The sequence below is a fragment of the Rhizobium sophorae genome, assembly GCF_013087515.1.
Lineage (GTDB): Bacteria > Pseudomonadota > Alphaproteobacteria > Rhizobiales > Rhizobiaceae > Rhizobium > Rhizobium sophorae.
Window position 1 is genome coordinate 81459 of sequence record NZ_JABFCN010000030.1, and the last position, 14944, is coordinate 96402.

The following is a 14944-nucleotide window of genomic DNA, read 5'->3' on the forward strand; positions in this document are numbered from 1 at the left end:
ATCTGACATGAAGACGATCAAGGGCCCCGGCCTTTTCCTTGGCCAGTTCGCGGGCGATACCGCTCCTTTCAACTCATGGGACGCGATTACCAAATGGGCGGCCGACATCGGTTACAAGGGCGTCCAGGTGCCGACCTGGGCCGGCCAGCTGATCGATCTGAAGAAAGCTGCCACGTCCAAGGATTATTGCGACGAATTCGCCGGCAAGGCTTGCGAAAACGGCATCGAGATCACCGAACTCTCCACTCACCTGCAGGGCCAGCTCGTCGCCGTGCATCCGGCCTATGATGAAGCCTTCGACGGGTTTGCGGCACCGGACGTGCGCGGTAACCCGAAGGCGCGTCAGGAATGGGCGGTCGAGCAGGTCAAGATGGCGCTGACGGCATCCAAAAACCTAGGGCTCAAGGCGCATGCGACCTTCTCCGGCGCGCTTGCCTGGCCCTTCATCTATCCCTGGCCGCAGCGTCCTGCCGGCCTGGTCGAGACTGCCTTCGACGAACTCGCCCGTCGCTGGACGCCGATCCTCAACCATGCGGACGAGAACGGCATCGACGTCTGCTACGAGATCCACCCGGGCGAGGACCTGCATGACGGCATCACCTTCGAGATGTTCCTGGAGCGGGTGAAGAACCATCCGCGCGCCAACATGCTCTACGATCCCTCGCACTACGTCCTGCAGTGCCTCGATTATCTCGACAACATCGACATCTACAAGGACCGCATCAAGATGTTCCACGTCAAGGATGCGGAGTTCAATCCGACCGGGCGCCAGGGCGTCTACGGTGGCTATCAAGGTTGGGTCGAACGCGCCGGCCGGTTCCGTTCGCTCGGCGACGGCCAGGTCGATTTCGGCGCGGTGTTCTCCAAGATGACGGCAAATAATTTCGACGGCTGGGCCGTGGTCGAATGGGAATGTGCGCTGAAGCATCCGGAAGACGGCGCCCGCGAAGGCGCGGAATTCGTTGCCGCCCATATCATCCGCGTCACCGAGAAAGCCTTCGACGATTTCGCCGGCAGCGGTACGGACCAGGCGGCGAACCGGCGGATGCTGGGGCTCTAGGTTTCTATTCCCTTCTCCCCGCCGGGGAGAAGATGCCCGTAAGAGCAGATGAGGGGGATGAGGAGCGATAGCGACGAAATGCCTCGAGCGACAAGCGAAAGGCAAATCTGCCGTGAAGCCCCTCATCCGACCCTTCGGGCCACCGACCGGGGTTAAGCCACGGTGCTTAACCCGTCCTTCGAACCCCCGAGGGGAGAAGGGAAAAAAAGATTCAGGAGGACAGAATGGCAATTGAAGCATCATCCGAACAGACCCGCGAGCCGCGCATTCGGCTCGGCATGGTGGGCGGCGGCGCGGGCGCATTTATCGGCGCGGTACACCGTATCGCGGCGCGCATCGACGATCAGTACGATCTCATCGCCGGCGCGCTGTCGGCTTCGCCCGAAAAGGCGATCGCATCCGGCCGCGACCTCGGCCTCGATCCGTCGCGGACCTATTCCAGCTATCGCGAGATGGCAATCCGCGAGGCGAAGCTGAAGAACGGCATCGAAGCGGTGGCGATCGTCACGCCGAACCATGTTCACTACGATGCAGCCAAGGAATTCCTGAAGCGCGGCATTCATGTCATCTGCGACAAGCCGCTGACATCCAACCTTACCGATGCGAAGAAGCTGAAGAAGATCGCCGACGAGAGCGGCGCGCTCTTCGTGCTGACGCATAATTACACCGGCTATCCGATGGTCCGCCAGGCGCGGGAGATGATCGCGAACGGCGAACTCGGCGACATTCGCGTCGTCCAGGCCGAATATCCGCAGGACTGGCTGACGGAAGCGGTCGAACAAACCGGGCAGAAACAGGCCGCCTGGCGCACCGATCCGGCGCAATCCGGCGTCGGCGGCTCGACCGGCGATATCGGCACGCATGCCTATAATCTTGCCGCCTTCATCACCGGTCTCGAGCTCGACAGTCTCGCCGCCGACCTCGACAGTTTCGTTCCGGGCCGCCGGCTGGACGATAACGCGCATGTCATGCTGCGCTTCAAGGCGAAGGGCTCGGAGAAGCCGGCCAAGGGCATGCTCTGGTGCAGCCAGGTGGCACCCGGCCATGAAAACGGCCTGATGGTCCGCGTCTACGGCACCAAGGGCGGGCTGGAATGGACCCAGAAGGACCCGAACTACTTGTGGTACACGCCTTTCGGTGAGCCGAAGCGGCTGATTACCCGGGGCGGCGCCGGTTCAGGGGCTGCTGCCGGCCGTGTCACGCGCGTGCCATCAGGACATCCGGAAGGTTATCTCGAAGCCTTCGCAACGATCTATACGGAAGCTGCGCATGCGATCAATGCGCGCAAGAAGGGCAAGGCCGTCGACAAGGCAGTGGTCTACCCCACCGTCGATGACGGCGTGAAGGGTGTGGCTTTCGTCGAAGCCTGCGTCGCGTCTTCGAAGAAGAATGGCGCCTGGGTCAAGCTCTGAATTTAATGATCCGCGTCATTGCAGTCGCTCAATGAAAAACGCCGAGGCGGCCTCGTCTGAAGTCGCCTCGGCTTTGGTTATATTTCTGATCAGGCCGCTGCAGTGCGGCCACGCTTTAGCAGGTTGTCGACGCTCAACGGTCCTGCGCCTGCCGCTACCAGATAAAGAAACACGAAGCAGAACAGGATTGCCGCCACGCCGCCGTTCTGGGCGGGATAGATGCCCTTCGACGCATGCCCGATGAAATAGGCGAAGGCCATCAGGCCCGAGAGCACGAAGGCTGCGATACGGGTCTGGAATCCCACCAGAACCAGGAAACCGAAGGTGAGTTCGAGCAGCCCGGCAATCCAGGAGAGCGAGCCCGCAGGCGGCACGCTTGCCGCAGCCGGAAAATGCAGGATTTTCTGTGTTCCGTAGCTGAAAAGTACAAGTGACGAGACGATGCGCAACAGGCTCAGCAGATGAGGCTGCAGCGAATGGATCGAAGAGAGCATTGGATTCCTTTCACATTTGTGATGCCATTTCCCGTGTAAGGATCTCCGTCGCAACGGCCAAGTCACGACTCCTGACATTGCCGTTATGAGGATGGCTGCAGGTAAGGGAGCGGCGTTGCAGCTGTTCTGTCTTTCCTCCTGCAACGTTGCAGTTTTTCTCGCCGCCGACCTGTACTTTACCCTCAGGCTTGGCTAAATCCGGCGCAAACGGCTCAACCTGAGAGATTGGATTTACAGATGATCGATCCGAAGAAACTGGCAGAGCGCTTTCCCGGCGACTTCACCTTCGGCGTCGCCACCGCCGCCTTCCAGATCGAAGGCGCCAGCAAGGCCGATGGCCGCAAGCCATCCATCTGGGATGCTTTCTGCAATATGCCCGGCCGTGTCCATAATCGCGATAACGGCGATATTGCCTGCGATCACTATAATCGCCTGGAGCAGGACCTCGATCTGATCAAGGAGATGGGTGTCGAAGCCTACCGGTTCTCGATCGCCTGGCCGCGCATTATCCCCGACGGTACCGGTCCGGTGAACGAGGCCGGCCTCGATTTCTACGACCGGCTGGTCGACGGCTGCAAGGCGCGCGGCATCAAGACCTTCGCAACGCTCTACCATTGGGATCTGCCTCTGTTGCTCGCCGGCGAGGGCGGCTGGACTGCGCGCTCGACTGCCTATGCCTTTCAGCGCTATGCCAAGACGGTGATGAGCCGGCTTGGCGATCGCCTCGACCGGGTCGCGACCTTCAACGAACCCTGGTGCATCGTCTGGCTCAGCCACCTCTACGGCATCCATGCTCCCGGCGAGCGCAACATGCAGGCCGCCCTTTACGCCATGCATTACATGAACCTTGCCCACGGTCTCGGCGTCGAGGCGATCCGCTCGGAAGCACCCAACGTGCCGGTCGGGCTCGTGCTCAACGCCGCCTCGATCATTCCCGGCTCAGACAGTCCGGCGGATCTTGCCGCCGGCGAGCGTGCGCATCAGTTCCACAACGGCGCTTTCTTCGATCCCGTCTTCAAGGGGGAATATCCGAAGGAATTTGTCGAGGCGCTCGGCGACCGCATGCCCGTCATCGAGGATGGCGACCTGAAGCTCATCAGCCAGAAACTCGATTGGTGGGGCCTGAACTATTACAAGCCCGAGCGGGTCACCGACGACCCCGAACGCAAGGGGGATTTTCCCTGGACGGTGGAAGCGCCCCCGGCAAGCGACGTCAAGACCGATATCGGCTGGGAAATCTATGCGCCGGGCCTGAAGCTCTCGGTCGAGGATCTCTACCGTCGTTACGAGCTGCCGGAATGCTACATCACCGAGAATGGCGCCTGCGACAACACCGATGTCGTCGACGGCGCGGTCGACGATACGATGCGCCTCGATTATGTCGGCGATCATCTCGACATCGTTGCCGGCCTCATCAAGGACGGCTATCCCATGCGCGGCTATTTCGCCTGGAGCCTGATGGACAATTTCGAATGGGCCGAAGGCTACCGCATGCGCTTCGGTCTCGTCCATGTCGATTATGAAACCCAGCTGCGCACCGTGAAGAAGAGCGGCCAGTGGTATCGCCAACTCGCGGCGCAATTCCCGAAGGGCAATCACAAGGCGGTTTAGCGCAGCTGCCCGGCGGACACTTGAGAGAGGCACCTGTCTGACGCTTATTGCGCGCCATCTGGGCGCGGACTTCCGGTCGGCATGGCAAGCTGACGCTGCTTGCCATAATTTTCGCAACGACCGGCGGCAGGCACAAAAATAGATCGTCAGGAACCTGCAACAGGCGGTTGCTTAAACGTTTTTGAACCCTTGACTGGCAAAGTCCAATGGTCAGGGAGCCGGAATGCAGACAGTCGGGAAGTCGCAGAGCAAGGGATTGGGAATAGGCCGTCACATCACCGTTACCGGCGTGCTTTTCTCCTTCGCGGTCATCGTCGCGGTCGCCACCATCATGGTGCTGACGGCGCTTGAACGCGTGGCCGAAAATTCCAATGTTCTCGATGACGAGCGCTCGCGCGAAACGACGATCGGCGCGTTAAAGACCTTCGAGGATCAGCTCAGCGCGACGCTTGACGATTACGCCGCCTGGGATGACGCCGCCGTCAACATCTACGCAGCCGACGGTATGGCCTGGACGGTGAGCAACTATGGCGAGATGTCGGTCAACAGTTCGCTTTTCGACATGGCGATCGTCATCGATGCCGAGAAGAAGGCGATCATGGCGTATCGCGATGGCAAGCCGATGGGGGAGCCGCTCACGGATTTCTTCGCGCCTTCGCTCTGGACGCTCTTCGACACGGTGAAGGCGGCCGGCCCGGCCGATCGTCCTCAGGCAATCGGTTTCGTCACCACCAAACGGGGCATAGCCGCCGTCGGTGTGGCATTGGTGCGGAAAAAGTCCGGTGCGCTGGATGTGCCCGCCGGCCAGCACCGCTATCTCGTTTTCGCGCGCCATCTCGACGACGACAGGGTGACCGATCTCGGCCAGACCTATGTCATCGGCGGGCTGAGGCTGGCGCCGCCGAGCTTTGCGGCCGACTATCTCGTGCCGATCGTCGATCCGACAGGGGCAACGCTTGGCAAGCTCGTGTGGATCTCGCGTTCACCCGGCGATATTGGCTATGCACAGGTGCGGCCGATGGTCATCCAGGCGCTCGGCCTCGTCGGATTGTTCTTCGTGGTGCTGCTGGTCATCGGCTGGCTTGCCGGACGCCGCCTGAAGGCGGAGGAGAACAGCGCTCGCGAGGAGGCGCTACGCGACAGGCTGAGCGGTCTTTCGAATCGCGACGGTCTCGGGCTCGCCGTCGATCGTTTTGTCGCCGAGGCACGCCAGACCAAGCGCAACGTGCTGCTCCTTTATCTCGACCTCGATGGCTTCAAGGAAGTCAATGACAGCTATGGCCACGGCACCGGCGACCAGCTGATCCGTGCCGTCGCGGCTGGGCTCGACGTGCTCATTCCGCAGGGTGCCGTTCTCGCCCGCATCGGCGGCGATGAATTTGCAATTGCCTTTCTCTCCGACAGTGAGAATGCCGCCGCCCTGCAGCTTGCCGAGCAGATCCTCGATTTTCTTGTCGAGCCGCTGGAGATCGGTCGCCGTGTCGTCGTCGTCGGGGCTAGCATCGGCATTGCCATGTCGCCTTCCGGGACGGTCGGGCGCGAGGAGCTGGTGCGCCGTTCCGACCTTGCCATGTACAAGGCGAAGGAGGCCGGCCGCGCGCGCATGACGCTCTACGATCCGTCGATGGACGCCGATCGAGAGCAGCGCAATGCACTGGAGCTCGATCTTAGGATCGCCATCGAAAGCGGCGACCTGACGCTCGCCTACCAGCCGCTGATCGATGCGGCGACGCATGCGATGACGGGTGTCGAGGCGCTGGTGCGCTGGAACCGTCCAGGCCATGGTCCTGTTTCGCCCGAGCTGTTCATCCCAATCGCCGAGACCAGCGGCCTCATCGAATCGCTCGGCCTGTTCGTGCTGCGCAAGGCCTGTGAGACGGCCAAGCAATGGCCGGAACTGAACGTCTCGGTCAACGTCTCGCCCGGCCAGTTCCGCAATCCCGCCTTTACCGACTATGTGCGTTACGTGCTGAAGCAGACGGAGATCGAGGCCGGCCGCATCACGCTTGAGATCACCGAAGGCTACATGATCCAGAATCCGCAGCGCACCCGCCAGTCGATCGAACGGTTGAAGGCGCTGGGGGTCAAGGTGGCGCTCGACGATTTCGGTTCCGGCTTCTCCTCGATCGGTTATCTCAGGCAGTTCGGCTTCGACCGCATCAAGATCGACCGCTCGCTGGTCATGGGTGTCAACGACAAACGCCAGCGCGAGATGCTGCAGGCGACGGTGGCGCTCGCCCGCTCGCTCGACATTCCGGTGACGGCCGAAGGCATCGAGACCGAGGAGCAGGCGATAGCCATGCGCCTTTTCGGCTGCGACTGCCTGCAGGGCTATTTGTTCGGAAAGCCTGTGACATCAGAGCTTATCACCGAGATGCTGCACGAACGACGTGCAGCGGAGCCGGTGGCCCGACGTCGTATCGACGCAGCCTGATCTTCAGAAAGCAAAGTTGATCCACACAGAAATCCGGCTCAGCTGCCGATATGCCGCTGGCCGCGTTTTTTTGCGAGCGCGATTTGGTGCTGACGCTGACGGTACCGCAGCCGGTCTTCTTCCGTGCGCGTGTTGTAGCAGTGGCTGCAGGAAACGCCTTCTTCATAGAGCGGCGACGTAATTTCCTCGGCAGTGATCGGGTTGCGGCAGGCGTGACAGAGCCGGTGTTCGCCTTCCTTCAAACCGTGCTCGACGGACACGCGCTCGTCGAAGACGAAGCAGGCGCCATCCCAGAGGCTCTCCTCCTGCGGCACTTCCTCCAGATATTTCAGGATGCCGCCCTTCAGATGATAGACCTCGTCGAAGCCCTCAGCCTTCATGAAGGCGGTGGCCTTCTCGCAGCGTATGCCGCCGGTGCAGTACATGGCAATCTTCGGCTTGTTGTGCAGACCCGGATTCTGACGCACCCATTCCGGAAACTCACGAAAGCTCTTGGTCTTCGGGTCGAGCGCGCCACGGAAGGTCCCGATCGCCGTCTCGTAGTCGTTGCGGGTGTCGATGACGATGGTGTCGGGATCGGAAATCAGAGTGTTCCAGTCCTTGGCCGCCACATAGGTGCCGACCACCTTGTTGGGGTCGATATCTTCGACGCCCATGGTGACGATTTCCTTCTTCAGCTTCACCTTCATGCGCAGGAAGGGCATTTTCGAGGCACGGCTTTCCTTGTGCTCCAGGCCCGAAAATTCCGGCTGGGCGCGCAGGAAGGAAAGCACGGCGTGAATGCCGGCATCCGGGCCTGCGATCGTGCCGTTGATGCCTTCATGCGCCAGAAGCAGCGTTCCTTTGACGCCGTTCTCCTCGCAAAGCACCTGCAGCGGTGCCTGCAGACTGGCAAAGCGCGGCACGGAAACGAAATGGTAGAGTGCCGCCACGAGGAACGGGCTGGTGTGTGTCGGGCTGTCGGTCATGGGCCGGAAATACAGAAAATCGGCGAGCCGCGCAATTACCTTCGCCAGCGGCGGCCTTCTCTCAGTTTCCAGCCATCAGCCAGAGAAGCTCGATGCGCTGGGCTTCCTCGTCGGCATCATCGGTGAAGACGGCTTCGGCTTTGACCAGCGCTTGCCGCCGGTCTTCCTGCTGGCGGAAGATGATGATGTCGAGCAGATGCGCCAGGTCGTCATTGCGGGTGAAGAGCTGCGGTTCGGCTTCGACCAGTTCGGAGAGCACGGTGAGATCGTGGATGTGGCCGAGATCCTCGACGAGTTCCTTGGCGGCATCGCGCTTGGCCTTCATCGCGCCCGGCCAGACGTCGCGCAAAAGGGCATGGTAGAGCCGATAGTCGTAGGTGCGTTTGCGCAGATCGTGGAAATCGTCGGCCGATGCCTCGCCATGGCAAGCCGCAAGCGCGGTCTTGGCCTTCCGCGCGGTGCGTCGCCAGCTCTTCGCCAGCATACGGGCATTCTTGCGGTGGCCGCCATCAAAGGAAACGGCATCCAGGGCGGTGATCGCCTCCTTCAGAAGGTCCGAAGTTTCTGCGAGCCGCTGTTCCAGGCCGCTTTCGGCTTCCACCATCCAGTCGCGGCGCCCTTCGAGAATGGTGACGATGCGGCCGAGCGCCTCGCTCTCCTCGATCCCGCGGGCTGCATGCTGCAGATATTGGGCGATGCCGATGAGGGCGGCAGCGTCGCGGATCGCCGAAAGCGAGCGTGCGGCATCGCGCAGCCTCGCATTTTCCTGGGCCTGAAAATCCGGCACCTCGCGGGCCACGAGGCGGTAGAGCGAGCGTAGTCGCTTCAGGTTCTTGCGGAAAGAATGGATCGCCTCATGCGCGCCGTGCGGGCGTTCCCCGAGGACAGTGATAGCGTGTTCCAGCTGCTTGGTCGCAGCGTTACGGAACGCTTCCGTGAAGTCGGCGTCAGGCCGAATGCGATAGGCCATGCCTGTCGTGCCCGTATTCTGTGGCAAGGGCCTGGTTGGAATAGCGGAAATCGCCGGTCACTTCGCGGCCGAGCCAGGTAGGCAAGGCCGGATCATCGGTTTCCGCCGTCATTTCCACCTCGGCAATCACCAGTCCGCGATGTTCGCCGGTAAAGACGTCGACTTCCCAGACAAAGTCCTCATGCGGAACGCGATAGCGCGTCTTCTCGATGACGACGCCGATCGCGTTCTGCAACAGCTCTTCGGCATCGGCGATCGGGATGTCGTATTCGAATTCGTCACGGGTGATGGTGCTGCGGCCGATCTTGATCGTCAGTTTCGCCTTCCTGCCGTCGAGGATGCGCACGCGCACGGAACGATCGTCCATCGAGGCAATATAACCCTGCCTGAGGACGGATTTCGTCTCGACGGCGGTACGCCATCCATCGCTGCGTACAAGAAACTTCCGCTCGATCTCTTTCGCCATATCGGTGAACCTTTTGTGACGATTGCGGCACGGTAGCCCAATTTCCACGCATTTCATACCCTTCTTGTCATGCGGTCCGGTTTTATCTCGACAAGGTTCCGCGGGGGCGTTATTCGGGGACCGAATTCAATCGTTTCAAGGAGGTCGCGCGACCATGGGCGAGAAAACAGAGAAGCTCCTTTCCATCCTGAAACTCCAGCCTGTCGTGCCGGTCTTGATCGTCGACGATGCGAAGTCGGCGGTACCACTAGCCCGCGCACTCGTTGCGGGCGGCCTGAAGGCGATCGAGATCACCATGCGCACGCCGGCGGCACTCGAGGCCGTGCGCGCCGTCGCGGCCGAGGTCGAGGGCGCAGAAGTCGGCGCCGGCACGATCTTGAATGTCGCCCATTGGGAAGCTGCCGTCGAGGCCGGTTCGAAGTTCATCGTCAGCCCGGGCACGACGCAGGAACTGCTCGATGCCGCCGCCGATTCCGACGTGCCGTTGCTTCCGGGGGCTGCGACCGCCAGCGAAGTCATGGCGTTGCGCGAAGAAGGCTACCAGGTGCTAAAATTCTTCCCCGCGGAGCAGGCCGGCGGCGCCGCCTATCTCAAAGCGCTGTCCTCGCCGCTTGCCGGCACGCTGTTCTGCCCGACCGGCGGCATTTCGCTGAAGAACGCGAATGATTATCTCTCGCTGCCGAATGTCATCTGCGTCGGCGGCTCGTGGGTGGCGCCGAAAGAACTGGTCGCAGCCGGCGACTGGGCTGGCATCACCAAGCTCGCGGCAGAGGCGGCGGCGCTGAAGGCCTGAGTTCGGCAGGGGTGGGTCGGCCTTCGGCCACAATCCCCACCCCTCAATTTGTATTTCAGCCGTCGCAAACCTATGTACTCCTCCAGCTTCAAACAGGGAGATGACGAGGAATGTTCGACGCAAAGAAGCTTCTCGACCAGTTCTTGGGTTCGCAGGTGCCGGGTCTCGGCGGTTCGGTCCGCGACAGGGCGGGTGATGCCGTCCAGACGGCGAAGAACAATCCGATGAAGACCGGTGCGATCGCAGCCGCGCTTCTCGGCACCAAGACGGGCCGCAGTATTGCCGGCAATGCGCTGGCGATCGGCGGTCTTGCCGCCATCGCGGGTCTCGGCTACCAGGCCTACAAGAATTACCAGGCCGGGCAGGCGCCAGCGGCTCCCTCGGACGCGCCCTCGGCCAATAATCCAGTTCTCCTGCCGCCGCCTGTCGAATCCGGTTTCGGGCCGACCTCACCTGCCGGCAGCAATGAATTCGTGCTGGTGCTGATCCGCGCGATGATCGCCGCCGCCAAGGCCGACGGCCATATCGACGATGCCGAACGCGCCCTCATCATGGAAAAGGTCAAGGCCGCCGATGTCAGCGGCGAGGCTGCGGCCTTCATCGAGCGTGAACTCGCCTCGCCGACGGATATCGATGCGCTCGTCAAAGCGGCGGTCACGGAAGAACAGCGCGTCGAGCTCTACACCGCCTCGCGGCTCACCATCGAGCCGGATTCGCGCGCCGAACGCGGCTATCTCGATCTGCTCGCCGGCCGCCTCGGCCTTGCCGACCAGCTGGTCGACCATATCGAGGCGACGGTCTCCTCCGCCAAGGTGACCTTGTCACAGTGACATCTAAAGCATGTCGCGTGATAACGACATGCGTTGGAAATAAAGACCTAAAGCGCGAGGAGCGAATCTGAAAGATTGCGACGCGCTTTAGGCCGGTTGCCTTTGTCGGGCGGCTGGCCTATCCACTCCTAGACAAGGGGAGTGATCATGCGCGATCTTGCAAATTTCAAGGGCTGCCCGGCGCCGAAGCCGGTCACGCTGAAGGGCCGTTTCGTCACCGTCGAGCCCTATCGGCGCGCGGAACATCTCGATGCGCTGTGGGACGGGCTCGGCGGCATGGGCATCAACCCGCTGCTTCTCTATTTCGCGCAGGACGATTTCTCCGGTATCGACGATTTCGCCAACTGGCTGGAAACCGTCAATACCAAGTCCGGCTGGCTCACCCATATCTTCCGCGACAACGCCACCGGCAAGATTGTCGGCATGGCGAATTACATGCGCGCCGACCCGGCAAACGGCGTCGTCGAGATCGGCGGGGTGGCGCACGGGGCCGAGATGAAGCGGTCGCCGCTTTCGACCGAGGCGCATTATCTGATGGCCAAGCACGTCTTCGAGGATCTCGGCTACCGCCGCTACGAATGGAAATGCGACAATAAGAACGAGGCGAGCAAGACGACGGCGGCGCGTTACGGTTTCAGCTTCGAAGGGGTCTTCCGCCAGCACATGATCTCCAAGCATCGCAACCGCGACACCGCCTGGTTCTCGATGATCGATGCCGAATGGCCGGTGATCAACGATGCCTTCGAAGCCTGGCTTTCGCCCGGGAATTTCGATTCCGAGGGCAACCAGGTTCGCCGCCTGCAGGATATCCGCGCCGATCTCGAAAAGGAAAGGCTCGTATGAGCCCGGAGAGCCGTTCGCAGGCAATCGCCGCCGGCATCATCCTGCTTAGCGCTGCCCTCGTCATCTATTTCCTGCCGACCATCGTTCTGTGGATCGGCAACTTCTCGCCGACGTTGGCGATCGTCGTCGGCGTCTGCCTGATCATGGCGTTTTTCGCGGTCTTCTGGCTGCGGGCACGTTACCAGCGCGGCCGGGGGAAATAGGTTTACCCCTGCAGCGAGGCCCCGAGCAGCAGGGCGCCCATCAGCATGACAAGCACGGCGCCGAGGATTTCGATGGCATTCCCGACCCAGATCGAGGCGGTCGAGCCGCGTCCGGAGAGGCGGACGGCCGCGCTCTTGGCAGTGACGGCAAGTGTGGCAAGTAGGGAAACGGTAATCGCCGTGCCGAGCGACATGGCGACGACCGACAGCACGCCGCCGAGATAGAGCCCGTTCAGCAGTGAGAAGGTCATGACCAGAAGCGCGCCGGAACAGGGGCGCAGGCCGACGGCAACGATTGCCGACCAGGCCTCGCGGACGCTGAACCTGTCGCCGCCGAGCAGGGCCGGGTCGGGCACATGGGCATTGCCGCAGGTCTCGCAGACCATGCCGGGAACAAAGGTGTGGCCGGCTTCGACAGCCTGCGCCTTGCCGTTGAAGGCATAGGCCTGGCGTTCGGCTGCATTATCCTTCCAGTCGAGCATCATGCTGACCGGGCCGGCAGGCGTCGCCATCAGCCGGCGCCGTGGCATATTGCCGGCTATCGAGCGCAGTTTTCGAAACAGCAGCCAGCCGCCGAAGAGGATGACCATGATGAAGCTGGCAATCTCCATCGCGTGGGTCGCTGCCGTCAGCGTGATGCCGGTGCCACGCAGCACCAGCCAGGCGCCGCCGACCAGCGCCACCGCCATCACGCCCTGGACGAAGGCCGAAATGAAGGAAATCACCACGCCGCGCTTCAGCTCGACCTCGTTAGCGATCATGTAGGAGGAGATGACCGCCTTGCCGTGGCCGGGGCCGGCGGCATGGAAGACGCCGTAGGCGAAGGAAAGGCCGATCAGCGATGCCAGCTGCCACGGGTCCTGGCGCATCGCCTTCAAGGCACCGGTCAGCGCCCGGTAGAAGGCCTGCTGCTCATAATTCACATAGAGCAAAAGCGGTGCCAACGGCCCGCCGGTCGGCTGGAAGCTCGGCTCCGCCGTGCCGATGCCGAGCGGAGATTGCGCATGAGCGAGGCTTGCAGCCGTCACCAGCGCAAGGGTCGCAGCGGAAAGGAAGAGAGGCAGGCGTTTCGTCAGCATGTGACCTCCAGCCGGGTGGCGAAGAGTTTGGACATGTTGGTGCCGGTGGGATCGTTGAAGAAGGCGTCCGTCAGCGACTGCTTGTTTTCCGAGATCACCTGGTCGGCATCAGGCCTTACCACCTGATGTTTACAGGCCGCGAAGCCGTCGCCGACCGTTGCCAGTTCACCGTCTGTGGGGAAATCGATCGAGGTATAGAGCGTCGGGTCGTAGACGCCGAAGGTGAGCCTGCCCTTGAGCGGCATCTTCTCCACCGGCTTCACCGCAAAGAACATCAGCAGCTGGCCGTCCTTATAGTCGACATGGATGAGGTCGGGCTTCTGGACGGTGATGTTCTTCCCGTTGATCGTGAGGTTCATGTAGTAGTCGTAATCGGCGAGCGATTGCTTTACCGTTTTTCCGACCTCGGCGAGCTCATTCGGCTCCAGCTTCAGATCGGTGTTCTTGTCGAAATCCATGACGACGGAGGAGGAGAAGACCTCGTCGAAGCGCCAGACATTGCGCAGCTCCTCGACGCTGCCGTCCTTGCCGGCGACGACTTCGAGGCGCGCCTCCACAAAGATGTGCGGATGGGCAAAGGCGGCGGCCGGCGCCAGCCAAAGAAGCGCGGCCATCAGTATCGTCGAATGTTTCATCTATTCCGCTGCCCTGTTCGGTGATCCTGACTTTTTGCCAGAAATTGGGACGGAATTGGGACCGGACCTAGTGGTGGTTGGCGTGGGACGGGATGTCGCATCTGTGCGCAGGGGTACTATTAAAGCGCGTCGCGTCAAACCGGATTCATGCGACGCGCTTTAAGTCTTTGATTTATGCAGGTCGTTGCCCCAAAACCGCTGCGCACTTTTGGGCGACATGCATTACGGATGCTTCTTGAACCAGTTGTGCAGGTAATCGACGAAGATCCTTACCTTGGCCGGCAGGTAGCGCCGGTGCGGGTAGACGGCATAGATGCCGCGGTCGGTCGGGATGTAATCGTTGAACAGCGTCACCAGTTCGCCGCTCTCGATCGGCTTGCGGGCGATGAAATCCGGGATGAAGGCTATGCCGATGCCGGCGAGTGCTGCGCGTAATGTCGCATGCGGGCTGTTGACCTCTATCGGTCCGGATACGGCGACGGCGAACGAGGTGTTGTCGGGATTGTGGAAACGGATGCTCGCCTGGGTGCGCGCATTGGTATCGACGATGAAAGGGACGTTGGAAAGGTCCGTCGGATGCTCGAGGTTGGGATGACGCTCGAGAAACTCGGGGGTGGCGCAGATATGGATGCGGAAATCCGAGATCTTGCGGGCGATCATGCCGGAATCCTCGAGCTTGGTGATGCGGATCGCCACGTCGAAGCCTTCCTCGATCAGATCGACGAACCGGTCATCGGCGGCGATCTCCAGCGAAAGGTCCGGATTCTCCTTGGCGAAATCGATCAGCGACTGGCCGACATCGGCATCGACGAAGGTGCGCGGCACCGAGATGCGCAGCCGTCCCTTGAGCTGTGCATTGTTTTCGCGCACGAGATCGGCGAGGTTGTCGATCTCCTTTAAGATATCGGAGGCGGTGCGGTAATAGGTGTGGCCGGCTTCGGTCATTGAGAACTGCCGGGTGGTGCGGTTGAGCAGCAGAGCGCCGAGCTCGTCTTCCAATTCGCGCACATATTTGGAGAGCAGCGCCTTGGAGCGACCGGTGCGCCGTGCCGCGGCGGAGAAGCCTTCGGCCTCGACGACATCGATGAAGGCGCGTATGCGGGTCAAGGTATCCATGGCACCCCTCAGGCTGTTTCGGAATGTTGA

The 14944-nt window shown here is 61.6% G+C and carries 15 protein-coding genes; 8 read left to right on the top strand and 7 right to left on the bottom strand.

Annotation, left to right across the window (positions count from 1 at the left end; genetic code table 11):
• Window positions 1–7 precede the first annotated feature (7 nt).
• Together G9X64_RS17735 and G9X64_RS17740 are read left to right on the top strand one after the other, a co-directional pair.
• The gene (locus G9X64_RS17735) at window positions 8–1060 is read left to right on the top strand and encodes a sugar phosphate isomerase/epimerase family protein (protein ID WP_171377083.1); all 1053 of its coding nucleotides are present in this window, start codon (window positions 8–10) and stop codon (window positions 1058–1060) included.
• Between the two features lie 224 nt (window positions 1061–1284).
• A complete protein-coding gene (locus G9X64_RS17740) occupies window positions 1285–2472 on the top strand; it encodes a Gfo/Idh/MocA family protein (protein ID WP_168308632.1) in 1188 nt (395 codons plus the stop codon).
• 89 nt (window positions 2473–2561) lie between these two features.
• Here the strand turns inward: G9X64_RS17740 and G9X64_RS17745 are convergent, their stop codons facing one another.
• Entirely contained in the window at window positions 2562–2966 is a 405-nt protein-coding gene (locus G9X64_RS17745) for a DoxX family protein (protein ID WP_018486229.1), read from the bottom strand.
• 237 nt (window positions 2967–3203) lie between these two features.
• On the opposite strand from G9X64_RS17745, the gene G9X64_RS17750 reads away from it, so the two are divergent.
• Both G9X64_RS17750 and G9X64_RS17755 read left to right on the top strand, forming a co-directional pair.
• A complete protein-coding gene (locus G9X64_RS17750; RefSeq protein WP_171377084.1) occupies window positions 3204–4577 on the top strand; it encodes a GH1 family beta-glucosidase in 1374 nt (457 codons plus the stop codon).
• Window positions 4578–4800: 223 nt separating this feature from the next.
• Window positions 4801–7011, top strand: coding sequence for a putative bifunctional diguanylate cyclase/phosphodiesterase (locus tag G9X64_RS17755; RefSeq protein ID WP_168315433.1), 2211 nt, complete (start codon window positions 4801–4803; stop codon window positions 7009–7011).
• A 38-nt stretch (window positions 7012–7049) separates the two neighbouring features.
• Here G9X64_RS17755 and trhO read toward each other — a convergent pair whose 3' ends face one another.
• From trhO to G9X64_RS17770, 3 genes are all read right to left on the bottom strand, one after another.
• Window positions 7050–7979 carry an oxygen-dependent tRNA uridine(34) hydroxylase TrhO gene (trhO, locus tag G9X64_RS17760; protein ID WP_168308629.1) on the bottom strand — a complete coding sequence of 310 codons (930 nt, stop codon included), beginning with the start codon at window positions 7977–7979 and terminating at the stop codon, window positions 7050–7052.
• A 61-nt stretch (window positions 7980–8040) separates the two neighbouring features.
• Entirely contained in the window at window positions 8041–8949 is a 909-nt protein-coding gene (locus tag G9X64_RS17765) for a CHAD domain-containing protein (protein ID WP_171377085.1), read from the bottom strand.
• A complete protein-coding gene (locus tag G9X64_RS17770; protein WP_171377086.1) occupies window positions 8927–9415 on the bottom strand; it encodes a CYTH domain-containing protein in 489 nt (162 codons plus the stop codon). The genes G9X64_RS17765 and G9X64_RS17770 overlap by 23 nt, the downstream gene beginning before the upstream one ends.
• 154 nt (window positions 9416–9569) lie before the next feature.
• Between G9X64_RS17770 and G9X64_RS17775 the strand changes: the two genes are divergently transcribed.
• The 4 genes from G9X64_RS17775 (at window position 9570) to G9X64_RS17790 (ending at window position 12084) form a co-directional block, all read left to right on the top strand.
• On the top strand, window positions 9570–10208 hold the full coding sequence (locus G9X64_RS17775; RefSeq protein WP_131718815.1) for a 2-dehydro-3-deoxy-phosphogluconate aldolase: 639 nt from the start codon (window positions 9570–9572) through the stop codon (window positions 10206–10208).
• 110 nt (window positions 10209–10318) lie between these two features.
• The gene (locus G9X64_RS17780) at window positions 10319–11038 is read left to right on the top strand and encodes a tellurite resistance TerB family protein (RefSeq protein WP_171377087.1); all 720 of its coding nucleotides are present in this window, start codon (window positions 10319–10321) and stop codon (window positions 11036–11038) included.
• Window positions 11039–11185: 147 nt separating this feature from the next.
• Window positions 11186–11881: a GNAT family N-acetyltransferase gene (locus tag G9X64_RS17785; protein ID WP_168308625.1), complete on the top strand. Its 696-nt coding sequence runs from the start codon at window positions 11186–11188 to the stop codon at window positions 11879–11881.
• Window positions 11878–12084: a hypothetical protein gene (locus G9X64_RS17790; RefSeq protein ID WP_168308624.1), complete on the top strand. Its 207-nt coding sequence runs from the start codon at window positions 11878–11880 to the stop codon at window positions 12082–12084. The genes G9X64_RS17785 and G9X64_RS17790 overlap by 4 nt, the downstream gene beginning before the upstream one ends.
• A gap of 2 nt (window positions 12085–12086) precedes the next feature.
• Here G9X64_RS17790 and G9X64_RS17795 read toward each other — a convergent pair whose 3' ends face one another.
• The 3 genes from G9X64_RS17795 to G9X64_RS17805 all read right to left on the bottom strand — a co-directional run bounded on the left by G9X64_RS17795 (window position 12087) and on the right by G9X64_RS17805 (window position 14914).
• The gene (locus G9X64_RS17795) at window positions 12087–13163 is read right to left on the bottom strand and encodes a nickel/cobalt transporter (protein ID WP_171377088.1); all 1077 of its coding nucleotides are present in this window, start codon (window positions 13161–13163) and stop codon (window positions 12087–12089) included.
• Window positions 13157–13798 carry a DUF1007 family protein gene (locus tag G9X64_RS17800; RefSeq protein ID WP_171377089.1) on the bottom strand — a complete coding sequence of 214 codons (642 nt, stop codon included), beginning with the start codon at window positions 13796–13798 and terminating at the stop codon, window positions 13157–13159. The genes G9X64_RS17795 and G9X64_RS17800 overlap by 7 nt, the downstream gene beginning before the upstream one ends.
• A 222-nt stretch (window positions 13799–14020) precedes the next feature.
• Entirely contained in the window at window positions 14021–14914 is an 894-nt protein-coding gene (locus G9X64_RS17805) for a LysR family transcriptional regulator (RefSeq protein WP_171377090.1), read from the bottom strand.
• Window positions 14915–14944: the final 30 nt, after the last annotated feature.